This is a genomic window from Rhizobium alarense, from assembly GCF_021555155.1.
Lineage (GTDB): Bacteria > Pseudomonadota > Alphaproteobacteria > Rhizobiales > Rhizobiaceae > Rhizobium_D > Rhizobium_D alarense.
The window spans coordinates 1-21,279 of record NZ_JAKGBU010000046.1; the positions used below are offsets into that span (position 1 = coordinate 1).

24 protein-coding genes are annotated in these 21,279 nt (G+C 66.9%); 6 read left to right on the plus strand and 18 right to left on the minus strand.

Annotated elements, in window-relative coordinates; translation table 11 throughout:
* The 8 genes from LXM94_RS15065 to rplS form a co-directional block, all read right to left on the minus strand.
* Positions 1-574: IMPACT family protein (locus LXM94_RS15065; RefSeq protein ID WP_235772288.1), on the minus strand; the 574-nt coding region annotated here is incomplete at its 3' end.
* Complete coding sequence (locus tag LXM94_RS15070) at positions 571-987, minus strand: (R)-mandelonitrile lyase (protein WP_235772289.1); 417 nt, start codon at positions 985-987, stop codon at positions 571-573. The genes LXM94_RS15070 and LXM94_RS15065, both read right to left, overlap by 4 nt.
* A gap of 46 nt (positions 988-1,033) precedes the next feature.
* Positions 1,034-1,570 carry a SixA phosphatase family protein gene (locus tag LXM94_RS15075; RefSeq protein WP_235772290.1) on the minus strand — a complete coding sequence of 179 codons (537 nt, stop codon included), beginning with the start codon at positions 1,568-1,570 and terminating at the stop codon, positions 1,034-1,036.
* Between the two features lie 79 nt (positions 1,571-1,649).
* A complete protein-coding gene (gene leuC / locus LXM94_RS15080; RefSeq protein ID WP_235772291.1) occupies positions 1,650-3,059 on the minus strand; it encodes a 3-isopropylmalate dehydratase large subunit in 1,410 nt (469 codons plus the stop codon).
* 241 nt (positions 3,060-3,300) lie between these two features.
* Complete coding sequence (locus tag LXM94_RS15085; RefSeq protein ID WP_235772292.1) at positions 3,301-3,933, minus strand: class I SAM-dependent DNA methyltransferase; 633 nt, start codon at positions 3,931-3,933, stop codon at positions 3,301-3,303.
* A complete protein-coding gene (locus LXM94_RS15090) occupies positions 3,930-4,745 on the minus strand; it encodes an amino acid ABC transporter permease (protein ID WP_235772293.1) in 816 nt (271 codons plus the stop codon). Before LXM94_RS15090 ends, LXM94_RS15085 begins: the two co-directional genes overlap by 4 nt.
* Positions 4,746-4,768: 23 nt before the next feature.
* Positions 4,769-5,566 (minus strand): transporter substrate-binding domain-containing protein, encoded by a 798-nt coding sequence (locus LXM94_RS15095; protein ID WP_235772294.1) that lies wholly within the window; start codon positions 5,564-5,566, stop codon positions 4,769-4,771.
* A 163-nt stretch (positions 5,567-5,729) separates the two neighbouring features.
* Entirely contained in the window at positions 5,730-6,266 is a 537-nt protein-coding gene (gene rplS, locus LXM94_RS15100; protein ID WP_235772295.1) for a 50S ribosomal protein L19, read from the minus strand.
* Between the two features lie 306 nt (positions 6,267-6,572).
* Here rplS and LXM94_RS15105 point away from each other — a divergent pair, with 306 nt between their 5' ends.
* Positions 6,573-7,319 carry a sulfite exporter TauE/SafE family protein gene (locus tag LXM94_RS15105; protein WP_235772296.1) on the plus strand — a complete coding sequence of 249 codons (747 nt, stop codon included), beginning with the start codon at positions 6,573-6,575 and terminating at the stop codon, positions 7,317-7,319.
* On the opposite strand, the gene trmD is transcribed toward LXM94_RS15105, so the two are convergent.
* The 6 genes from trmD to LXM94_RS15135 all read right to left on the minus strand — a co-directional run bounded on the left by trmD (position 7,301) and on the right by LXM94_RS15135 (position 11,967).
* Positions 7,301-7,996, minus strand: a complete 696-nt coding sequence (gene trmD / locus LXM94_RS15110; RefSeq protein ID WP_235772297.1) for a tRNA (guanosine(37)-N1)-methyltransferase TrmD — start codon at positions 7,994-7,996, stop codon at positions 7,301-7,303. The genes LXM94_RS15105 and trmD overlap by 19 nt on opposite strands.
* A gap of 2 nt (positions 7,997-7,998) precedes the next feature.
* Positions 7,999-8,580: a ribosome maturation factor RimM gene (rimM, locus tag LXM94_RS15115; RefSeq protein ID WP_235772298.1), complete on the minus strand. Its 582-nt coding sequence runs from the start codon at positions 8,578-8,580 to the stop codon at positions 7,999-8,001.
* Between the two features lie 84 nt (positions 8,581-8,664).
* The gene (gene rpsP, locus LXM94_RS15120) at positions 8,665-9,027 is read right to left on the minus strand and encodes a 30S ribosomal protein S16 (protein ID WP_235772299.1); all 363 of its coding nucleotides are present in this window, start codon (positions 9,025-9,027) and stop codon (positions 8,665-8,667) included.
* Positions 9,028-9,063: 36 nt separating this feature from the next.
* Complete coding sequence (locus tag LXM94_RS15125) at positions 9,064-9,384, minus strand: chorismate mutase (protein WP_235772300.1); 321 nt, start codon at positions 9,382-9,384, stop codon at positions 9,064-9,066.
* Between the two features lie 11 nt (positions 9,385-9,395).
* Entirely contained in the window at positions 9,396-10,955 is a 1,560-nt protein-coding gene (gene ffh, locus LXM94_RS15130) for a signal recognition particle protein (protein ID WP_235772301.1), read from the minus strand.
* Between the two features lie 244 nt (positions 10,956-11,199).
* Complete coding sequence (locus LXM94_RS15135; RefSeq protein WP_235772302.1) at positions 11,200-11,967, minus strand: hypothetical protein; 768 nt, start codon at positions 11,965-11,967, stop codon at positions 11,200-11,202.
* A gap of 123 nt (positions 11,968-12,090) precedes the next feature.
* Between LXM94_RS15135 and LXM94_RS15140 the strand changes: the two genes are divergently transcribed.
* The 5 genes from LXM94_RS15140 (at position 12,091) to LXM94_RS15160 (ending at position 17,637) form a co-directional block, all read left to right on the plus strand.
* A complete protein-coding gene (locus LXM94_RS15140) occupies positions 12,091-13,104 on the plus strand; it encodes an MBL fold metallo-hydrolase (protein WP_235772303.1) in 1,014 nt (337 codons plus the stop codon).
* Between the two features lie 91 nt (positions 13,105-13,195).
* Entirely contained in the window at positions 13,196-14,098 is a 903-nt protein-coding gene (gene dapF / locus LXM94_RS15145; RefSeq protein WP_235772304.1) for a diaminopimelate epimerase, read from the plus strand.
* Positions 14,095-15,372, plus strand: coding sequence for a tRNA (N(6)-L-threonylcarbamoyladenosine(37)-C(2))-methylthiotransferase MtaB (gene mtaB, locus LXM94_RS15150; protein ID WP_235772305.1), 1,278 nt, complete (start codon positions 14,095-14,097; stop codon positions 15,370-15,372). The genes dapF and mtaB overlap by 4 nt, the downstream gene beginning before the upstream one ends.
* A gap of 13 nt (positions 15,373-15,385) precedes the next feature.
* Entirely contained in the window at positions 15,386-16,993 is a 1,608-nt protein-coding gene (gene ftsY, locus LXM94_RS15155) for a signal recognition particle-docking protein FtsY (RefSeq protein ID WP_235772306.1), read from the plus strand.
* The gene (locus LXM94_RS15160; protein WP_235772307.1) at positions 16,990-17,637 is read left to right on the plus strand and encodes a septation protein A; all 648 of its coding nucleotides are present in this window, start codon (positions 16,990-16,992) and stop codon (positions 17,635-17,637) included. The genes ftsY and LXM94_RS15160 overlap by 4 nt, the downstream gene beginning before the upstream one ends.
* 4 nt (positions 17,638-17,641) lie before the next feature.
* Here the strand turns inward: LXM94_RS15160 and LXM94_RS15165 are convergent, their stop codons facing one another.
* From LXM94_RS15165 to LXM94_RS15180, 4 genes are all read right to left on the minus strand, one after another.
* A complete protein-coding gene (locus tag LXM94_RS15165; protein ID WP_235772329.1) occupies positions 17,642-18,202 on the minus strand; it encodes a DsbE family thiol:disulfide interchange protein in 561 nt (186 codons plus the stop codon).
* A 44-nt stretch (positions 18,203-18,246) separates the two neighbouring features.
* A complete protein-coding gene (gene ccmD, locus LXM94_RS15170; protein WP_235772308.1) occupies positions 18,247-18,408 on the minus strand; it encodes a heme exporter protein CcmD in 162 nt (53 codons plus the stop codon).
* A complete protein-coding gene (locus LXM94_RS15175) occupies positions 18,405-19,172 on the minus strand; it encodes a heme ABC transporter permease (protein ID WP_235772309.1) in 768 nt (255 codons plus the stop codon). The genes ccmD and LXM94_RS15175 overlap by 4 nt, the downstream gene beginning before the upstream one ends.
* Positions 19,173-19,298: 126 nt before the next feature.
* On the minus strand, positions 19,299-21,279 hold a 1,981-nt coding region (locus LXM94_RS15180; RefSeq protein WP_235772310.1), incomplete at its 5' end, for a primary-amine oxidase.

Below are 21,279 nucleotides of genomic sequence, written 5' to 3' on the forward strand. Positions count from 1 at the left end.
TGCGCGCGCGGCCGCTGGTGAGGTCCGCTACCAGTCCGAGCACCGTCTCGGCGCGCGCCTCCGGCAAGGAGACGGCGATTTCACCGCCGTCTCCGCCAAAGCTCTCTCCGTCGATCCGCACCGCACCGGTCGCCGCAAGCCGAGCCTTGACGAGCGCCAGATCGGAGAAGGTGCAGACGATGCGCGCTTGGACCATCGCCACCCGCTCCGACTTCGGACCTGCACGAAGGCACGCCGCCGCCGTACCGCCATAGGCCCGGATCAGCCCGCCGCTGCCGAGCAGCACGCCGCCGAACCAGCGGGTAACGAGCACCGCGACCCCATCCAGAGCCAACCCGTCAATCGCCTGCAGGATCGGCTTGCCCGCCGTGCCGCCCGGTTCGCCGTCGTCGCTGAAGCGATAGGTCTGGCCGATACGGAAGGCCCAGCAGTTGTGGTTGGCGGAAGGATCGGCATGGGTGTCGAAAAAGACCCGCGCGCCCGGCTCGTCGTCGACAGGGCCGGCGGTCGCGCGGAAGCGGCTCTTCTTGATCGCCTGTTCGAACCGACAGATGCCGTCGAGCGCGAAGCTCACGCGGGCGCTCCGGGCCGGTAGGTGCCATACGCATCGTCCGACACCGGCTCCAGCCAGTCGACGGCCTTGCCGTCCAGCGCCTCCTGCAGGGCAAGATGGCTCATCGCAACGCCGGGGGCCGCGCCGTGCCAGTGCTTTTCGCCCGGCGGGAACCAGACCACATCGCCCGGCCGGATTTCCACAATCGGGTCATCCCACACCTGCGCCAGTCCGAGACCGGACGTGACGACGAGGGTCTGGCCGAGCGGATGGGTGTGCCAGGCGGTGCGCGCGCCCGGTTCGAAGGTAACCTGCACGGCCCTGAGGCGCGCCGGTTCCGGCGCCTCGATCACCGGGTCCTGTCGCACCGTTCCGGTGAAATAGTCGGCCGGCGGCGTGGCGGACGGGCGCGAGCCCGCGCGTCTGATCTCCATCGTGATCTCCCGTGGCGGCCACAGGGGTGCCGCTTCGTCGACGATCCTATCGGTTGCGCCCGTTCTCGTCGAGCGAACGCGGCGTGACGAACTGCCTGAGGCGACCGCTGCCCGGCGCCACCTCCGCCCAACCGGTCCCCTCGACGTCGATGACGGCGAGCGCACCCGTCGGGAACTTCGCCGCGAGGCGCGCCCGGTCGGCACCGCCGTCCTCCCCTGCGAGCAGCAGGGCGAGGTCCTGGAAACCGGGGTTGTGCCCGACCAACAGCAGCGGCGCGCGCGCGCCCTCGACACCCCGGACGACGTCGAGCAGCGTTGCCGCCGGCGCCTCGTAGATCGCCGCCACGTCGCGCCGCTCGGTGTCGGCCGGAAGGAATGGCGCGAGCTTCGCCCAGGTCTGCTGCGTGCGCCGCGCGGTCGAGACCAGCGCCAGCGCCGGCAGAAGACCCGCGCGCGCCATATAGGCCCCCATCAGCGGTGCGGCCTTCGCGCCACGGGGGCCGAGCGGCCGGTCGTGATCGGCAACGCCGTCCGGCCAGGCAGATTTCGCGTGCCGCAGCAGCATCAGCGTCAGTGCCGGCATGGCAGCCTCCTCCGACTCGCGTCCCAAACGCAGCGGGCCGCCCAAGAGGCGGCCCGCAAACCCTATCAGCCGACGTCGATTACTGCCACTCGCGGATATCGACGAAATGGCCGGCGATCGCCGCCGCCGCCGCCATGGCGGGCGAGACGAGATGGGTGCGGCCCTTGAACCCCTGGCGGCCCTCGAAGTTGCGGTTCGAGGTGGAGGCGCAACGCTCGCCCGGTTTCAGCCGGTCGTCGTTCATGGCAAGGCACATCGAGCAGCCGGGCTCGCGCCAGTCGAAGCCGGCGGCCTTGAAGATTGTGTCGAGACCCTCGGCTTCCGCCTGTTCCTTCACGAGGCCGGAGCCCGGAACGATCATGGCGTCGACGGTCGGGGCCACCGTCCTGCCCTCGACCACCTTGGCGACGGCGCGCAGATCCTCGATGCGGCCGTTGGTGCACGAACCGATGAAGACGCGGTCGACGGCGATGTCGGTGATCCTGGTGCCCGGCTTCAGGCCCATATAGTCGAGCGCCCGCCACTTGGAGGTGCGCTTGGTCTCGTCGGCGATATCGTCCGGGTTGGGCACGACGCCCTGCACGGAGACGACGTCTTCCGGCGATGAGCCCCAGGAGACGATCGGCGGCAGGTTGGCGGCGTCGAGCACGACGACGCGATCGAAATGTGCGCCTTCATCGGTGTGCAGCGTCTTCCAGTAGTCGAGCGCCATGTCCCAGGCGGCCCCCTTCGGCGCGCGCGGCTTGTCCTTGATATAGGCGAAGGTGGTCTCGTCCGGCGCGATCAGGCCGGCACGCGCGCCGCCCTCGATCGTCATGTTGCAGATCGTCATGCGGCCTTCCATCGACAACGAGCGGATCGCCTCGCCGGCGAATTCGATGACGTGGCCGGTGCCGCCGGCCGTGCCGATCTCGCCGATGATGGCGAGGATGATGTCCTTCGCGGTGACGCCCGGCGGCAACTGGCCGTCGACGCGCACCAGCATGTTCTTCGCCTTCTTCTGGATCAGCGTCTGGGTCGCCAGAACGTGCTCGACCTCCGACGTGCCGATGCCGTGCGCCAGCGCGCCGAAGGCGCCATGCGTCGAGGTGTGGCTGTCGCCGCAGACGATGGTCATGCCCGGCAGGGTGAAGCCCTGTTCCGGTCCGACGATGTGCACGATGCCCTGGCGCTTGTCGCGCTCGGAGTAATATTCGACGCCGAAGTCGGCGGCGTTCTTCGCCAGCGCCTCGACCTGGATGCGGCTCTCCTCGTTCTTGATGCCCTCGTGGCGGTCCTTCGAGGTCGGCACGTTGTGGTCGACGACGGCGAGCGTCTTTTCCGGCGCGCGGACCTTGCGGCCGGCCATGCGCAGGCCCTCGAAGGCCTGCGGACTCGTCACCTCGTGAACGAGATGACGGTCGATGTAGAGGAGACAGGTGCCGTCGTCCTGCGTGTTGACGACGTGGTCTGCCCAGATCTTGTCGTAAAGGGTGCGGGGTGCGCTCATGGTCTTTGTCCGTCTGAAATGCTGAAACTGGAAACCGGCAGCCGTGTTGGCTGCAATACTGACAGGATCAGGATAGGCGGCTGTTGAGCGCGCCGGATACGCGCGCAAAGAAGCGTGCCGGCAGGCGCTTGTGGTCCTGCAGCACGACGATGTTGCGCGCGTTCAATCCGAATTTGGATTCCATGAGCCCGCATATAGCGATTTTTCGAGGGTTCGGCAATCGGGGGGAATCGTCCGGCCTTCAGAGGATCTCGAAGACGAAAGCCTGGACCAGCACGTCCGGCTCCGCAACGGCGAAGGCGCGGAACGGCGGGCTTTCCTCGACCGGGCGCCAGCGCCCCGACGCCTCGAGCCGGGCGAACACCGCGCGGAAACCGCCATCCGCCAGGATCACGTCGCGAACGGTGAAGACCGCCTTGCCGCCCGGCCGTGTGATGCGGACGAGTTCGTGGAGGCTCGACGCCGGAGCATGCCCGGCCGTGAAGACGCCAGTCGAAAGAAAGGCCGCGAAATGGCCGTCGGGCCAGGGCAAGGTTTCGCCGAGGCACCCCCTCCCGAGTTGGCGATAGGCGCCGCGCCCGGCCGCCAGCGCCAGCATGTCCGGCGAAAGATCGAGCCCCACGAGGTGATCGTAGCCCAGCGCCCGCAGATAGGGCCCGGAAAGCCCGGTACCACAGCCGGCGTCGAGGATCGGGCCGGCATCGCACGGTACGTGGCGGGCGATCCAGGCGGCGATGACGAAGGGCAGGCAGTAGCCTGCCGCGGCCGTCTCCCGGTCATAGGCGTTCGACCAGGCCGCATAGGCTTCCGCCAGTTCACCGGAAGATCGCGCCGCGTAGACCCGTTCAAGGCCGTCGCTGCCCCGTCCACTCATCGCTCGAACCCCTTCCGTAGCCGCTTTTCCAGTGCCCGAAGCGCCAGCGACAGCCCGATCGTCAGGATCAGATACACGTAGGCGACGATCGAATAGGTCTCGAAGAACCGGAAGGAGCCGGAGGCGTAAACCTTGCCCATCTGCGTAATGTCGGCGACGCCGAGCACGGAGACGAGCGAGGAATCCTTCACCATCGCCACGAAGTCGTTGCCGAGCGGCGGCAGGATGACGCGGATCGCCTGCGGCAGCACGACGAGGCGGAAGCGCTGGTAGCGCGACAGGCCCAGCGCCTTCGCCGCCTCGATCTGTCCCTTGTCGACCGACTGGATGCCGGCACGGAACACCTCGGCGATGAAGGCGGAATAGCCGATCATCAGCGCGATGATCGCCCGCCACATCAGCGAGACGTCGCGCACCTGCACGGGCTCCACGGCGCCGGCGGCGACGAGCGGCGACAAGGCGAGGTTGGCGAGCGCCACGAAGGCCGGCGCGCCGACGAAGGCGATGTAGAAGAGCAGCACCAGGACGGGCACGCCGCGGATCACCTCGATGTAGAACCGGGCGACCTGGCGCAACGCCACATGGTCGGAAAGCCCGAGCAGGGCGACGCCCAGGCCGAGCATGGTCGCGAGCGCGAAACCGACCAGCGTGACGAAGATCGTCACCCAGAGCCCCTTCAGCACGACGCCGAAGACCTGGGCGTAGATGTCGTTGGCAACGATCACGCCGGCAAGCGCCAGCGCGATCGCCACGAGGGCGACCAGCCACCAGGGATAGTCGCCCTTCGCGCTATGCGACGGGATGGGGGCCATGGGGCCGGATCACCGCTCCATCGTCACTGACCCATCTTGTAGTCGAGGAACCATTTCTTGTTCAGCGCGTCGAGCGTGCCGTCGGTCTTCAGCGCCGCGATCGCGGCATTGACGGGGGCGACAAGATCGGAGCCCTTCGGGAAGATGAAGCCGAAATCCTCCGCACCGAGCGGTCCGCCGACGAGCTTCAGCCCGCCGTTCGAGGCATCCACATAGCCCTTGCCGGCCGTGCCGTCCGTCAGGACCACGTCGACGTCGCCCGTCTTCAGGGCCTGCACCGTCGCACCGAAGGTCTCGAAGAGCTTGACGCGCGGGTTCTGCTCGTTGCCGTCCAGCACCTCGTAGACAGCGACGTAGAAGGGCGTCGTGCCCGGCTGCGCGCCGACGAACCCGTCCTCGACCGCCGCAAAGCTCTTGCTGTCGGAAAAGCGCGTCTCGTCGCCCCGCACCAGCATGAACATCTCGGAGCGCATGTAGGGATCAGAGAAATCGACCTTCTCCTTGCGGTCATCCTTGATGGTGATGCCGGTCATGCCGATCTGGTACTGGCCGTCGGACACCGCCTGGATCATCGCGTCCCAGCTCGTGTTCTGATATTCGACCTTGAAATTCAGCCGCTTGGCGATCTCGTTCATCGCGTCGTATTCCCAGCCGGCCTGCTCGCCCGACTTCGGATCGACGAACTGCAGCGGCGGATAGGCGTTCTCCGTCACGACGACCACCGCCTTGCCGCCGAGATCCGGCAGGCTCTGGGCGAAGGCGGCAGCGGGAAGAAGGGCAGCGGCGGTCAGGCCGGCAAGGAGGGTGCGGCGGGAAAACATGAGGATACGCTCCTGAAAATGTGGCGTCGGAACACTGTCACAGGTGCGCGCGCCTAGGCAAGACGTCGCTGCATCGCAAAAGACGCGAAGGGCCCCGCTCGAACGAAAAATGCCGCCGGAACGTCCGACGGCATCGTTTCACGTTGCATGACGCAGGAGCAGCTTATTCGGCCGCTGCATCCGCTGCCTTTGCGGCCTCTTCGGCGGCCTTGGCTTCAGCGGCCTCGGCTGCGGCCTTTTCGGCGGCGAGCGCCTGGGCGGCTGCGACCTTCTCGGCCTCCAGGCGGGCCTTCTCCTCGATGATCGCCTGACGCTCTGCGTCGTTCAGCTTGCGGGCGCGCGTGCCGGTGTTCTCGACGATACGGGCCGACTTGCCGCGGCGGTCGCGCAGGTAGTAGAGCTTGGCGCGGCGGACCTTGCCGCGGCGCACGACGTCCACGCTCTCGACGAGCGGGGAGTAGACCGGGAAGACGCGCTCGACGCCTTCGCCGTAGGAAATCTTGCGGACGGTGAAGCTCTCGTTGAGGCCGCCGCCGGAGCGGGCGATGCAGACGCCTTCATAGGCCTGGACGCGGGTACGGGTGCCTTCCGTCACGCGGACGTTGACGCGAACCGTGTCGCCCGGGGAAAACTCGGGGAGCGTGCGCTTGGCGGCGATCTTGGCGGCCTGTTCGGCCTCGAGCTGCTGGATGATGTTCATCGGACTAACCTTCTCGTTCTTCTGAAACAGCCAGAGCGCTCGACAGTCACCTTTCGGCCGTGGCCTCTAGGGTTTCGCCCTATCGGACGGGAGCGAATTCGCCATTCTTTGATTGCGGGTCGACGGGATAATCCCGAAACCGTGCGGGCCAATACACCAAAGGAACGGGCTTGTCATCCCTTGCCGTGCAAGAATCGACGGGGACCGCTCGTTTTCAGGGCTTGCCGCATGCCGGCAGAGACGATATCCCGCGACATTCGCAAGCACCGGTCCCCGCGCATAGGCCAGGCCCGGCGGGGAGGCGCCATGTCGATTGCCGATGCCATCTTCCTCTTCGCCGCCGGATTTCTGTCGGGCGTCGTCAATGCCATCGCCGGCGGCGGCACTTTCCTCACCTTCGGCGCAATGACGCTCGTCGGCCTGCCGCCGATCGTCGCCAATGCCACCTCCTCGATCACGCAGTTTCCCGGTTACGTCACCTCGGTCCTCGCCTATCGCGACGAGATTCGCAGCGACTGGCGCGAGGCGCGGCTGCTCGGCGCGCTGTCGCTCGTCGGCGGGCTGGCCGGAGCGCTTCTGCTGCTCTCCCTGTCGAACCCCTCTTTCCGCGCGCTGGTGCCCTGGCTGCTGCTCGGCGCGACCCTCATCTTCGCCGCCGGCCCCTATCTCAAGCCGAAGCGCCTGAGCCCGGAGAAGCCGATCGCGCCGCTCGGGCTCGCGGGTCAGTTCGTCACCGCGATATACGGCGGTTTCTTCGGCGCCGGCATGGGCATCATGACGCTCGCCGTCCTCGGCCTCACCAAGGGCGGCGACTACCACCGGCTGAACGCACTGAAGAACTTCCTCGCCGTCGTCGTCGCCGCCATGGCGATCGTCGTCTTCGCGAGCGGCAACGTCGTCGGCTGGCCGCAGGCGGCGGTGATGATCCCCGCCGGCGCGCTCGGCGGCTATTGCGGCGTCTGGGCGGCGCGGCGCGTGCCGCAGCCGGTCATCCGCGGCCTGGTCGTCGCGGTCGGCTTCGCGCTGACGGTCTACTATTTCGTCTCGGGCTGACCGGGCAACAGGTCCGGCCGGCGCTCGCGCGTCAGCCGCTCCGCCTCGGCACGGCGCCACTTGTCGATCTCGCCGTGATGGCCGGAGGCCAGGACGGCCGGAATCTCCCGGCCCTCGAAGACCGGCGGCCGCGTATACTGCGGATGCTCCAGCAATCCGCCCTCGAAGCTCTCGTGCTCGCCGGAGAGCGCATTGCCCATCACGCCGGGCAGGATGCGAACCACCGCGTCGAGCAGGACCATCGCCGCCGGCTCTCCGCCGGAGAGGATATAGTCGCCGATCGACACCTCTTCGAGCCCGCGCCCGTCGATCACCCGCTGGTCCACGCCCTCGAACCGGCCGCAGACGATGACGGCGCCCGGCCCGGCGGCAAGCTCGCGCACGCGCTTCTGCGTCAGCGGTCTGCCGCGCGGGCTCATCAGCAGGCGCGGCCGGCCGTCATCCGACGAGACATGATCGATCGCCCGCGCCAGCACGTCGGGTTTCAGCACCATGCCGGCGCCGCCGCCGGCCGGCGTGTCGTCGACGGTCCGGTGCCGGTCCGTCGCGAAATCACGGATCTGCACCGCTTCCAGCGTCCAGTCGCCGCGCGAAAGCGCTTTTCCGCAGAGCGAGAGGCCGAGAAAGCCCGGGAACATTTCCGGGTAAAGCGTCAGGATCGTGGCGCGGAAGGCCAAGGTCAGTCCTCGTCGTTCGGCGGCCGGCGCCGCCGGCTTCCCGGGCCGTCTCCGTCGTCCGTCTCCTCGATGCCGGCGGCGACCGGATCGATCAGCAGGCGGCCGGCATCGAAATCGACCTGCAGCACGGCCGCCTCGGAAAAGGGGATCAGAACCGGACGCTTGCCGGGTCCTTTGAGTTCCAGGAGGTCGCCGGCGCCGAAATCGAAGATGCCCGTCACCGTGCCGTGGCTGCGACCGGTCGCGTCGAAGGCTTCCAGCCCTTCGAGGTCGGTGTAGAAAAACTCCTCGTCGTCGAGCTCCTCATCGGGCAGGTTGTCCCGCTCGATATAGAGGTCGAGGCCGTTCAGTGCCTCCGCGGCATTGCGGTCGTTGATGCCCCGAAACCGGACGACCACCATATCGTTGCGGCTCTCACGAACCTCCAGCACTTCGAAGACGCGCCCGTCCTCGTCGTGAAGATGGCCGTAGTCGCCGAGCGAGGCGGGCTCGACCGTGTAGGACTTGACGCGGACCTCGCCGCGCAGGCCCTGCGCGCCGCCTATGGTGCCCATCAAGACGGGATTTTCCAGTTTGCTGCTCATGGCTCGACGTCCGAAGCCCAATCAAAAAAGAGAACGGGCGGCATGTAGCATGCCGCCCGCTCGAAATCATCCGGTTCCGCAATCTTATTCGGCGGCAGCGGCAGCGGCTTCTTCGGCCTTCTGCTGCTTCTCGGCGGCGCGCTCCAGCGCCTTCTTGCCGGGCTTGGCCTTGTCCGGGTTGTTGCGGGCTTCGCGCTTGACGAGGCCGGCCTCGTTCAGGAAGCGTGCGACACGGTCGGTCGGCTGGGCGCCCTTGGCGAGCCATTCCTTGACGCGGTCCGTGTCGATCTGGACGCGGTTCGCGTCGTCCTTGCCGAGCATCGGGTTCCAGGAACCGACCTTCTCGAGGAAGCGGCCGTCGCGCGGCGAACGGGCATCGGCGATGACGATCTGGTAGTACGGGCGCTTCTTGGAGCCGCCGCGTGCAAGACGAATTTTCAGTGCCATATCATTTCTCCTTCAAGGCGTTTCTGACCGCTTCGTTCAAGCGGTATTCTGGTTCGCGCCGCTCAGATCGGCGGCGATGGCTTCATGATGCCGGATCACCTCGCGGATGATGAAGTTCAGGAACTTCTCCGCGAAATCCGGATCCAGATTGGCGTCCTTCGCAAGTCTGCGAAGCCGTTCGATCTGGTATTCCTCGCGCGCCGGATCGGCCGGCGGCAATTCGTGCGTCGCCTTCAACACGCCGACCGCCTGGGTACAGCGGAAGCGCTCGGCGAGCATGTGGACGAGGGCGGCGTCGATGTTGTCGATCGACTGCCGGTAGGCGGCGAGCTGTTCACGGACGTGCGGATCGACCATCGCGCAACACCTCACTTCTTCTTCGGAAGGCCGGGAAGGCCCGGCAGGCCGCCAAGGCCGGGCAGCCGCCCGCCGCCGAGGCCCGGAAGACCGCCGCCACCGAGACCGGGCATGCTGCCGGGCTTGATGCCCGCCGCTTCCGCCTGCCTGGCAAGCGCCTCGATCTGCTTCGGGTCCATGCTGGACAGGTCCGGCATGCCGCCCATGCCACCACCCAGACCCATCTTGCCGGCAAGGCCACCCATCATCTGCTTCATCATGCCGCCGCCCTTCTTGCCGCCCATCATCTTCATCATGTCGGCCATCTGGCGGTGCATCTTGAGAAGCTTGTTGATGTCGGAAGCATCCGTGCCGGAGCCGGCGGCGATGCGCTTCTTGCGCGAATGCTTGAGCAGATCGGGATTGGCGCGCTCGGCCTTGGTCATCGAGGAGATGATGGCGATCTGTCGGCCGAACATGCGGTCGTCCAGCCCGGCGGATGCCATCTTGTCCTTCATGCCGGCCATGCCGGGCATCATGCCCATGATACCGCCCATGCCGCCCATCTTCTGCATCTGGCGAAGCTGGTCGGCGAGGTCGTTCAGGTCGAACTTGCCCTTCGCCATCTTGGCGGCCATGGCGGCCGCCTTCTCGGCGTCGATGTTCTCCGCCGCCTTCTCGACGAGCGAGACGATGTCGCCCATGCCAAGGATGCGGTCGGCGACGCGGCGGGGATGGAACTCCTCGAGTTCGCCCATCTTCTCGCCGACGCCGATCAGCTTGATCGGCTTGCCGGTGACGGCACGCATCGAGAGCGCGGCACCGCCGCGGCCGTCGCCGTCCATGCGGGTCAAGACGAGGCCGGTGATACCGACGCGGTCGTCGAAGCTGCGGGCGAGGTTGACGGCGTCCTGACCGGTCAGCGCGTCGGCGACGAGCAGGATCTCGTGCGGACTGGACTTGCGCTTGATCTCCGCCATCTCGAGCATCAGCGGCTCGTCGATATGGGTGCGGCCGGCCGTGTCGAGGATGACAACGTCGTGGCCGCCGAGCTTCGCCGCCTGCACGGCGCGCGACGCAATGTCGGTCGGCGACTGGCCTGCAATAACAGGCAACGTGTCGATGCCGGTCTGTACGCCCAGTTGGCGCAGCTGCTCCTGCGCGGCCGGACGGCGCGTGTCGAGCGAGGCCATCAGGACCTTCTTCTTGTCGCGCGTCTTCAGCCGGTTGGCGATCTTGCCCGAGGTTGTCGTCTTGCCGGAGCCCTGGAGGCCGACCATCATGATGACGACGGGAGCCGCCGCATTGAGGTCGATCGGCACGCCCTCGGAACCGAGCATCGAGATCAGCTCGTCATGAACGAGCTTCACGACCATCTGGCCGGGCTTGATCGACTTCAGGATTTCCGCGCCGACGGCCTTTTCGCGCACCGCTTCGGTAAAGGAGCGTACCACTTCCAGCGCGACGTCCGCTTCGAGCAGCGCACGGCGGACTTCGCGCAGCGCCGCAGAGACATCCGCCTCGGACAGCGCGCCACGGCCTGTCAGTCCATTCAGAATGGCGCCAAGGCGGTCCTGGAGTGTTTCGAACATCACGTCTTCCTTCTTGTTTCCGCTGGTGACGGAAACGTCGGTGCATCGTCGCCAGAAAACAAGACGCAAAGCCAAAAAGCACCCGAGGGCGCATTGCGCTGTCGGGTGTTGACCTCCGGGATCGCTTTATACCTCAAGGGGTCCCGGTCGGTGGCTCCAAGTCCTGTCACTTGTCGCAGATGGCCGGCATAAACAGGAATGCGGGCGGAAAGTCAAGGAATGCCGGGAAAAATGCCGCGCGGCATCAGAACCGGTAATCGAACAGCTCCAGGAAGAAGCGCTCGCGGTCGGCGACCAGCGCCACCAGGTCGGGCTCATAGTAGTCGCGGTAACTGTCGAATTCCCGCCTGCTCCGGTTCTTCGGCCGGCGCGCCTTCTTAAGGACCGTCTCTTCCGCGTTGGCGGCAAAACCGCAGCGTTCGCGATAATCGCGGATGAAGGCGATCAGGTCGTCGTTCAGCGTTTCCTTGCGCAGCATCACGTCGTAGAGGCCCCACTTGCGCTGGTAACGGATCGCTGCCTCGATGTCCGGCACCAGCCAGGGCTTCAGCAGCAGGCTCGGATAGGGCGTCGTTACGCGCATGAAGCGATAGGTATAGAAGCCGATCCGCCCCGCAAGGCCGGAATCCGGCAGGTCCTGCTGGATGGTGCGGTTGAGGAATTCCCGGTCGCTGACCGATTCCAGCCACAGGCGGAAGGACCCCCTTGGATCCTCGGCGTTGTAGAGCGCCGCCGTCTCCGCCCGGCTCAGCGTCTTGGCGATGTCGGAATAGACCGCGCCCTTGCCCTCGCAGCCGAAGGCCCAGAGGCTCACATACCAGTCCCACGGATTGCGCACGGTGGAGAAGATCAGCTTGCCGCCCGTCCAGCTGAAAGGGCGCAGCGTCGTCATGGAACTGTGCCGCTTCATGCGCACCGGCCCCTCCGGCACGATCTGCTTCAGGAGGTCGACCACGTGGGTGCTGCCGGTCTTGTAGACGTCGAGATAGATGAACTTGCGGTATTCGATCATCGAGAGAGGATTTCCGCCCCACCTGTTATTGGAAGTCCGCATACCTACTTGTTTTGCGTGGCGACCGGAAGGGACGAAATCGACCGGTCGCTCACGAAAGGATCACGAAGCCGGGGGACCGCATTGGCCAGCGACCGACACCGCCGAAATCCCTACTACGACGGACCGCAGAGCGACCATTTCGACGGCACGCATTTCCACAATCCGGGCGGTGTCCCGCCGGGTGGCCTGCGCGACCTGCTGCGCTGGCAATTGCTGGAGAAACGCGCACCCTGGCCGCAACGCCTTCCCGATCTGCCGCCGCCGGCGAAACCAGTCGACCGCCTCGGGACGGAGGCGTTGCGGGTGACGATGGTGGGCCATGCGACGATGCTCGTGCAGGCCGGCGGCTTTGCCATGCTGACCGACCCCGTCTGGTCGGACCGCGCCAGCCCGCTGCGCTTTGCCGGCCCGAAACGCGTGAGCGCGCCCGGCATCGCCTTCGACGACCTGCCGGCGATCGACGTCGTGCTTCTCTCGCACAATCACTACGACCACATGGACCTGGAAACGCTGGCAAGGCTGCATGCCCGCCACCGGCCGCTCGTCGTGACCCCGCTCGGCAACGACACGATCCTGAGGCGCCGCGTGCCGGATGCACGCATCGCCGTCACCGACTGGGGCGGGCAGACCGAAATCGCCGGTGGCATTCGCATCCACACCGAGCCGTGCCATCACTGGTCGGCCCGCGGCAGCCGCGACCGGCGCATGGCGCTCTGGGCCGCCTTCGTCGTCGAGACACCGGCCGGCAAGATCTATCATGTCGGCGACACCGGCTTCCATTACGGCATCAACTACCGGGCGGCACGCGAAAAACACGGCGGCTTCCGCCTCGCCCTGCTGCCCTTCGGGGCCTATGAGCCGCGCTGGTTCATGAAGGGCCAGCACCAGAATCCCGAGGAGGCCGTGGCCGGCATGCGTCTGTGCGGCGCCGCCCATGTCGCGGGTCACCACTGGGGTACCTTCCGGCTCACCAACGAGGGCATCGGCGCGCCGGTGACGGCGCTGCACGCAGCACTTGACGCGGCCGCCATTCCACGCGGCCGGTTCCGTCCCCTGAAGCCCGGCGAGGTGTTCGACGTGCCGCCGGCCGATTGAGACGGCCGGCACTGGTAATTCGCCGACTTTTCCGCCATATACAGCGAAAATGTGAGAGGCCCGGCCGACCGGGCCGTGCCGGATTGCCGCCATGACCGCCGACGTCGCCTTCGCCCGCATGAACGGACTGGGAAACAAGATCCTGGTGGTGGACATGCGTGGCCGCAAGGACCAGGTGACGCCGGCCGCGGCGATCGCGCTCAATGCCGATCCGGCGACGGCATTCGACCAGATCATGGCGATCCATGATCCGAAGGCCGAGGGCACCGACGCCTGGATCGACATCCTTAACTCGGATGGTTCGAAAGCGCAGGCCTGCGGCAACGGCACGCGCTGCGTCGTGCAGGCGCTCGCCGCCGAGACGGGACGCCGGCGCTTCCTCTTCCACACCGTCGCGGGCCTGCTTCCGGCCGAGGAACACGACGACGGCACGATCTCGGTCGACATGGGCCGGCCGGTCTTCGAATGGAACCGCATCCCGCTCGCCGAGGAGTTCCACGACACCCGCCGCATCGAACTGCAGATCGGCCCGATCGACGCGCCGGTGCTGCACTCGCCATCGGTCGCCTCCATGGGCAATCCGCATGCGATCTTCTGGGTCGACAGCGACCCCTACGACCACGACCTGGAGCGCTTCGGGCCGCTGCTCGAGAACCACCCGATCTTCCCCGAGCGGGCGAATATCTCGCTCGCCCGCATCCGCTCCCGCAACGAGATGGACCTGCGCACCTGGGAGCGCGGCGCCGGCCTGACGCTCGCCTGCGGCTCCGCCGCCTGCGCGGCCGCCGTCTCCGCCGCACGCACCGGCCGCACGGACCGCACGGTCGTCGTCAACGTGCCGGGCGGCCCGCTGACGATCGAATGGCGCGACGACGACCACGTCGTGATGACCGGTCCCGCCGAATGGGAATGGTCCGGCACGCTCGACCCGGCGACCGGCGCCTTCCGCCGCGACCGGGACAACATCCCCGCTGCCGGAGCGGCCGCGCCTTGAGCGGCGTCGAGCTCATAACCTTCGGCTGCCGTCTCAACACCTACGAATCGGAAGTGATGCGGTCGGAGGCCGAGAAGGCGGGGCTGAACAACGCCATCCTCGTCAACACCTGCGCCGTGACCGGCGAGGCCGTGCGGCAGGCCCGCCAGGCGATCCGCCGCGCCCGCCGCAGCAATCCGCAGGCCCGCATCATCGTCACCGGCTGTGCCGCGCAGACGGAGAAGGAGACCTTCGCCGGCATGGCCGAGGTGGACGCCGTGCTCGGCAACGAGGAAAAGCTGAGAAGCGCCTCCTACCGCCGGCTGCCGGATTTCGGCGTCTCCGCCGAGGAGAAGCTGCGCGTCAACGACATCATGAGCGTCACCGAGACGGCGCCGCAGATGGTGAAGCTGATCGACGGACACGTACGCGCCTTCATCCAGGTACAGAACGGCTGCGACCACCGCTGCACCTTCTGCATCATACCCTACGGACGCGGCAATTCCCGCTCGGTGCCGATGGGCGCCGTGGTCGAGCAGGCGCGCATGCTGGCGGCCGGCGGCTATCGCGAGGTCGTGCTGACCGGCGTCGACGCGACGAGCTACGGCGCCGACCTGCCCGGCGGGCCGACGCTCGGCCTGCTCGCGAAGACGGTCCTGAAGCAGGTGCCGGAAATCCTCAGGCTCCGCCTCTCCTCGATCGACAGCATCGAGGCCGACCGGCATCTCTGGGATCTGATCGCCGACGAGCCCCGCTTCATGCCCCACCTGCACCTCTCGCTGCAGCACGGCGACGACCTGATCCTGAAGCGCATGAAGCGTCGGCACGGGCGCGACGACGCGCTCGCCTTCTGTCGCGAGGTGCGGCGGCTTCGGCCGGACGTCGCCTTCGGCGCCGACATGATCGCCGGCTTCCCGACGGAGAGCGAGGAGATGTTCGACAATGCCGTTCGCCTCGCCGAGGCATGCGGCATCGCCCATCTGCACGTCTTTCCCTACAGCCCCCGACCCGGCACGCCCGCCGCGCGCATGCCGCAGCTCGACCGCGCCCTTGTCAAGGAACGCGCCGCGCGGCTGCGCGAGACTGGACAAAGGCTGCACCTGACCCATCTCGACAGCATGGTCGGCCGCCGGCAGACGGTGCTTGTGGAGATGAACGGACTGGCGCATACGGAAAACTTCACGCTTGCCGACGCGGCCGGCCTCACGCCGCGCGACCTTGTGCCGGTCACGGTCACCGGCCACAATGGCAAGCACCTGACCTTGCGGCGAGAGACCGCCTCTCCTCGCACCTGACGGAATCCCAAGCATGGCCCTCGGCTTCATCAAGAAGATCTTCACCTTCGGCAAGGACACGGCCGCCGAGCCGCGCCCGGAGGAGGCCGCGCCGGCCGAGGAAACGAAGGTCAAGACGGTCGAGGCCGCCATCGCGCAGCCGGACGCAGCATTCCCGGCGGCCGAGATCGAACGGGACGCGCTGCTCGACGAGGCGGAGGCGGCAAACCCCGAGGCCGCCAACCATGTTCCGCCCGAGCCGCAGCCGGACATCTACCCGCTGCCGCACACGCCCGACCTGCCGGTCGCCGACGATCCGGTCCACGAGGCGGAGATCGAAACCGCCGGCGGGCCGTCCGACGACGACGCCGTCGAGACCGATGCCGCCGAACCGGCGGACGACCGGCCCGCATCCGGCGCGGCCATCGAAGACGACGCAGTGGCGGACGACGCCCTCTTCGCCGAAGCGGAGCAGGCCACGGCACCGGACATCCCGGACACAACGGCGGCCGTGGAAAGCGCACCCGCGATCGCGGGCGAGGATGCTCCGGCGGATGAGATGCCGGCCGAACCGCTTCCCGGTGACACGGCAAACATCGAACCGGCCGACGAGGAAAGCATCCCGACGCCCGGCCTCCGCGCGGCGACACCCGCCCTGCCGAAAGGATTCTCCACCGCCGACCAGCGCCCGAAGGACGAGCCGGCACCGAGCGCCGCTTTGAGGCGCACCTGGTTCCAGCGGCTGCGCGACGGGCTTGCGCGCACGTCCTCGCAGCTCACCGGCCAGATCGCCAGCCTCTTCACCAAGCGCAAGCTCGACGACGCGACGCTGCAGGATCTCGAAGACCTGCTGATCCAGGCGGATCTCGGCGTCGAGACGGCGCTGCGCATCACCGACACGCTTGCCGCGGAACGCTACGGCAAGGACGTTACCGGCGACGACGTCGCGCGCATCATGGCGACGGAAATCACCAAGGTGCTCGGCCCCGTCGCCAGGCCGCTGGAGCTCGATCTCTCCCACAAACCCCACGTCATCCTCGTCGTCGGTGTCAACGGCACCGGCAAGACGACGACGATCGGCAAGCTCGCGGCGAAGCTCTCGGGGGCCGGCCTGACGGTGATGATGGCGGCCGGCGACACCTTCCGCGCGGCGGCGATCGAGCAGCTGAAGATCTGGGCCGAGCGCACCGGCTCCGACATCGTCGCGACGAAGCTCGGCGCCGACGCCGCGGGCCTCGCCTACGAGGCCTATGAACGGGCGCGGGAAAAGAAGAGCGACGTGCTCATCATCGACACGGCCGGCCGGCTGCAGAACAAGGCGGAATTGATGGCCGAACTCGAGAAGATCGTGCGCGTGCTCGGCAAGCTCGATCCGGACGCACCGCACACCGTGCTGCAGACGCTCGACGCGACGACCGGCCAGAACGCCATGAATCAGGTCGAGATCTTCCGCAATGTCGCAGGCGTCAGCGGCTTGATCATGACAAAATTGGACGGTACCGCCCGCGGCGGCATTCTGGTGGCGATCGCCGCCAGGCACAAGCTGCCGGTCTATTTCATTGGCGTCGGCGAAGGCATCGACGACCTGGAGCCTTTCGAAGCGAAGGACTTCGCCGCCGCGATCGCAGGAGTTCAGGAATGAGCAACGACGCCCTCGATAAACCCGCCCCGGCGGAAGAGGCGAAGATTTCGCCGCTGCTGAAGCTCGTTCTCGAGCTCGGGCCGCTCGTCGTCTTCTTCTTCGCCAATTCGCGCGGCGAATGGCTGGCGGGCGAATTCCCGTTTCTCGCCGAACTGGGCGGGCCGATCTTCATCGCGACCGGCCTCTTCATGGCCGCGACGGCCCTCGCGCTCACGGTTTCCTGGGTGCTGACGCGCACCCTCCCGATGATGCCGCTCATCTCCGGCGTCGTCGTCTTCGTCTTCGGGGCGCTGACCCTATGGCTGCAGAACGACACCTTCATCAAGATGAAGCCGACGATCGTCAACACGATGTTCGGGGCGATCCTGCTCGGCGGCCTTTTCTTCGGCAAGTCGCTGCTCGGTTACGTCTTCAATGCCGCCTTCCGGCTGACCGACGAGGGCTGGCGCCAGCTCACCATCCGCTGGGGCGTCTTCTTCCTTTTCCTCGCGATCCTGAACGAAGTGGTCTGGCGCAACTTCTCGACGGATTTCTGGGTGGCCTTCAAGGTCTGGGGCACGATGCCGATCACCATCCTTTTCACGATGCTCCAGATGCCGCTGATCATGAAACATTCGGTCGACGACGAGAAGAAACCCGGCTGATCGCTCAGGCGCCGGGCGCCGCAAGCGCCTTCACGATCGCCGGAAGAAGGCCTTCGGTGAGGCTTTTCCGGTCGAAAGGGCCGACCTTCTTGTAGAGGATCGTGCCGTCCGGACCGACGAGATAGGATTCCGGAATGCCGTAGACGCCCCAGTCGATCGCCATGCGCCCGTTCGGGTCGAGGCCGATCGCCGAGAAGGGATTGCCGAGCTCGCCGAGAAAACGCAGTGCGTTCTCGTTGCCGTCCTTGTAGTTGACGCCGACCACGGTCAGGCGCGGATCCTTCGACAGGTCCAGGAGAACCGGATGCTCCTGCCGGCAGGGCACGCACCAGGAGGCCCAGAAATTGACGAGCGTCAGCTTGCCCCTGCCGGTCTCGGCCGTGATCGGCGGCACCGGCACCCCGTCGCGCACGGCGCCGGCAAGCGGCTCGAGGTCGCGATAGGGCGCCTTGGTGCCGATCAGCGCCGAGGGAATTTCGGAAATGTCCCTGCCGGAATGAAGCTGGCTCCAGAAGATCGCCGCCAATGCGCCGAAGAGGACGAGCGGTGCCGCGGCAAGCACCATGCGAAGGCGCGAGACGCCGCGCTTCTCCTCGCCCGCCGCACCGCTCACGACGGGTCTCCGGACGAGCGTCGGCGAATGCCCGACGCTTCCAGCATCTGCAGTTCCCGGCGGCGCGCCCGGCCGTCGATCGCAACCCAGAGGATGAGGCCGAACACGATCGCGGCGGCAGCGCCATAGGACGCGACGACGTAGAAGAGATGGCTCATGCGCCTCCTCCCGCACCCGCCTGGCGCGCGGCAAGCCGGCGCAGCACCGCGACGCGGCGGCGCAGGATCTCGTTGCGCATGGCGAGAACGTGCAGCGTGAAGAAGAGCAGCGTGAAGGCGACGGCCATGACGAGGAGGGGGCGCAAAAACTCTCCGTCGATCTTCGGCCCGTCCATGCGGATCACGCTCGCCGGCTGGTGCAGCGTGTTCCACCATTCGACCGAGAACTTGATGATCGGAATGTTGACGAAACCGACCAGGATGAGGATGGCGCCCACCTTCGCCGCCCGCGTCGGATCGTCCATGGCGCGGTTGAGGGCGATCAGGCCGAGATACATCAGGAAGAGGACGAAGACGGAGGTGAGCCGCGCGTCCCAGACCCACCAGGCGCCCCACATGGGCTTGCCCCACAGCGAGCCGGTGACGAGCGCGAGCAGCGTGAAACAGGCGCCGATCGGCGCGGCGGCCCTCGCGGAAACGTCGGCCAGCGGATGGCGCCAGACGAGCGTGCCGAGCGCCGAGACCGCCATCACCGAATAGCACATCATCGAAAGCCAGGCGGCCGGCACATGCACATACATGATGCGCACGGTCTCGCCCTGCTGGTAGTCGCCCTCACTGGCGAAGGCGAGAAAGAGCCCGGCCGCAAGGAACAGCACCGTAAGCCCCGCCATCCATGGCCAGGCAGCGCTGGTCAGCGCCAGGAACCGCGTCGGGTTGGCGAGATCGCTGAATTTGCGGATCGTCAGGGTCTGGTCGCTCATGTCGGTTGTTTAACGCGTCTGACCCGTCGCTGCAATTGACCCCGGTCAATCACGTTTGCGTCAGCACGTCGCGCGCCGGCGGCAAAAGCCGCCGGCGCGCCATCGAAAGATCTCCGGAATCCGCGGCTAGCCGTGGCAGCAGGAGGACCCCTTGCCGTCCCCCGGCGCCTCCCGGTTGTCCCGGCTGTGGGCGTTTCGCTCCGGCGGCAGGTCCATGGCAATATTGGCGCCGAAGAAGCCGTTCGGCTTCAGCATGAAGCCGGCATATTCCACCGGCATGATCGGAAAGTCCTCCGGCTTGCAGACATGGGTATGGCCGAAGGAATGCCAGAGCACGACGTCCGCGTTCTCGATGACGCGGTTCTGCTGCACGTAGTTCGGCAGGCCGTCGCCACCGGCATGCACGTTCGGATAGTCGCCGGAGGCGTATTTTTCCTTCGGGTCGAAAGCCGTGACCCAAATGTGCTTCTTCGCGAAGCCGCCGCGCTGCGCCACCGTCGAACCGTCCTGCGCCAGCATCAGCGGCGAGGGCATGACGGAGAGCTTGTAGCCCGGCGCCTTGCCGACCGTATTCCTCGCATTCGGGTTCTGCACCTTCCAGTACCGTCCGGTCTCGCCGCTCGCCACCGACGGACTGTCGAGCTCGCGCTTCAGCACCTTCACCGTCGTATCGAAGACATTGCCGTAAGGATTGTCCTCGCCCCAGGGCCGCGGCAGGAATTCGTGTTCCGTCACCGTGTTGCCGCCGCCGTCCACATCCATGTGGAGCCGCGCGTTGAAGAAATGCTGGTGTGTCGGCCCGCCGAGATTGTCGTCCACCATGCCGCCCCAGCGATAGCTTTCGCCGGGCGCCACCGCCGCCGTCTGGATGATCCCGGTCAGCTTCGCCTCGAGCTGGATCGTGCCGTCCTGGTAGAGATACCAGTAGAAACCGTAGTCGTAGTTGCCGACGGTGGCGAAGAAGGAGATGACGAGGCGGCGGGACCGGCGGACTTCGAAAATGCCGTTGCGGAACTCGTAGTGCTTCCAGAGGATGCCGTAGTCCTCCTCGTGCATGCAGATGGCGTTCTTCATGACAAAGGGCTGGCCGAGATCGTCCGCATAGGGCACGTCGAAATAGTGGATATGGCCGAGGCAGTCGCAGCCGAGCTCCAGCGAATTGGCAAGCCGGCCGAGGCCGTATTCGCCGGCGTCGAAGGCGCTTTTCCAGTAGTGGTTGGCGGTCGGGTCGGCATAGGGCACCACCATCTCGGTGACGCTCGCGCGAAAGACGACCGGCCGCAGCCGCCCGCCGTCCTCGACGCCGAGCTCGTGCAGCACCAGCCCTTCGCGCGGCGTGAAGCCGACACGGAACTGCCAGCCCTGCCATCTCACCTTCCAGCCGTCGACCGAGAAGCTCGGCCCCTCGGGCTGCACGATATGGAGCGGCTTGAGGTCCGCCCGCGTCTCCGGGAAGGCCTCCCGGCCGTAGTTGCGCGCCTTCTTCGGCACCGGAACGACCGTCTCGTCGTCGACGAGGTCGACGACCCTGTTCTCGATCAGGTCGACGACGGCGACGACGCCCTCGATCGGATGGGCATAGCCGTTGTCCCGCACATCGCCGCGCCAGTAGGAGACCGCCCGCACGATGCGCCGGCCCCGCTCGAAATCGCGGCCGAAATAGCCCGACGAGAACGGGTCGATCTGGACGAGGGGAATGTCCTCATCGGCAATGCCGCGCTTGCGGACGGCCGCGATCCAGCGCGGATCGGACTTGACCGTCGCGTCGACGGTCTCGAATTCGCAGAGCATGACCGGCGGCTGGCCATAGGGCATCGCGTCGAGCGGCAGGCGCTCGAACGACGCGATGGTTCCGCCCGTCAGGTCGACCACTGCCTCGAAGGTCTCGCCGGTCGCGATGTCGAGCACCAGCAGGAAGGCAAGGCGCGGCAGCGGCGTGCCGAGCCGGAATTTTGCGAGCTCCGCCTTGCTCGGTTCCTCGAGCCTGATGATCGGGAAGCGGCAGGTGGCGGAAAGCGCCTTCGTTTCCTTCAGGAAGGCGACGGCGGCGGCGATCTCGCCGAGGCCAAGCGGATCGAGCGGATGGGTCTTGGTGATGACGGCGTCC

Coding starts and splice junctions, on each gene's coding strand:
- LXM94_RS15070 (WP_235772289.1), bottom strand. CDS start 987: ATGGAGATCAGACGCGCGGGCTCGCGCCCGTCCGCCACGCCGCCGGCC.
- LXM94_RS15075 (WP_235772290.1), bottom strand. CDS start 1,570: ATGCCGGCACTGACGCTGATGCTGCTGCGGCACGCGAAATCTGCCTGG.
- leuC (WP_235772291.1), bottom strand. CDS start 3,059: ATGAGCGCACCCCGCACCCTTTACGACAAGATCTGGGCAGACCACGTC.
- LXM94_RS15085 (WP_235772292.1), bottom strand. CDS start 3,933: ATGAGTGGACGGGGCAGCGACGGCCTTGAACGGGTCTACGCGGCGCGA.
- LXM94_RS15090 (WP_235772293.1), bottom strand. CDS start 4,745: ATGGCCCCCATCCCGTCGCATAGCGCGAAGGGCGACTATCCCTGGTGG.
- LXM94_RS15095 (WP_235772294.1), bottom strand. CDS start 5,566: ATGTTTTCCCGCCGCACCCTCCTTGCCGGCCTGACCGCCGCTGCCCTT.
- rplS (WP_235772295.1), bottom strand. CDS start 6,266: ATGAACATCATCCAGCAGCTCGAGGCCGAACAGGCCGCCAAGATCGCC.
- LXM94_RS15105 (WP_235772296.1), top strand. CDS start 6,573: ATGTCGATTGCCGATGCCATCTTCCTCTTCGCCGCCGGATTTCTGTCG.
- rimM (WP_235772298.1), bottom strand. CDS start 8,580: ATGAGCAGCAAACTGGAAAATCCCGTCTTGATGGGCACCATAGGCGGC.
- rpsP (WP_235772299.1), bottom strand. CDS start 9,027: ATGGCACTGAAAATTCGTCTTGCACGCGGCGGCTCCAAGAAGCGCCCG.
- LXM94_RS15125 (WP_235772300.1), bottom strand. CDS start 9,384: ATGGTCGATCCGCACGTCCGTGAACAGCTCGCCGCCTACCGGCAGTCG.
- ffh (WP_235772301.1), bottom strand. CDS start 10,955: ATGTTCGAAACACTCCAGGACCGCCTTGGCGCCATTCTGAATGGACTG.
- LXM94_RS15135 (WP_235772302.1), bottom strand. CDS start 11,967: ATGATCGAATACCGCAAGTTCATCTATCTCGACGTCTACAAGACCGGC.
- dapF (WP_235772304.1), top strand. CDS start 13,196: ATGACCGCCGACGTCGCCTTCGCCCGCATGAACGGACTGGGAAACAAG.
- ftsY (WP_235772306.1), top strand. CDS start 15,386: ATGGCCCTCGGCTTCATCAAGAAGATCTTCACCTTCGGCAAGGACACG.
- LXM94_RS15160 (WP_235772307.1), top strand. CDS start 16,990: ATGAGCAACGACGCCCTCGATAAACCCGCCCCGGCGGAAGAGGCGAAG.
- LXM94_RS15165 (WP_235772329.1), bottom strand. CDS start 18,202: ATGGTGCTTGCCGCGGCACCGCTCGTCCTCTTCGGCGCATTGGCGGCG.
- ccmD (WP_235772308.1), bottom strand. CDS start 18,408: ATGAGCCATCTCTTCTACGTCGTCGCGTCCTATGGCGCTGCCGCCGCG.
- LXM94_RS15175 (WP_235772309.1), bottom strand. CDS start 19,172: ATGAGCGACCAGACCCTGACGATCCGCAAATTCAGCGATCTCGCCAAC.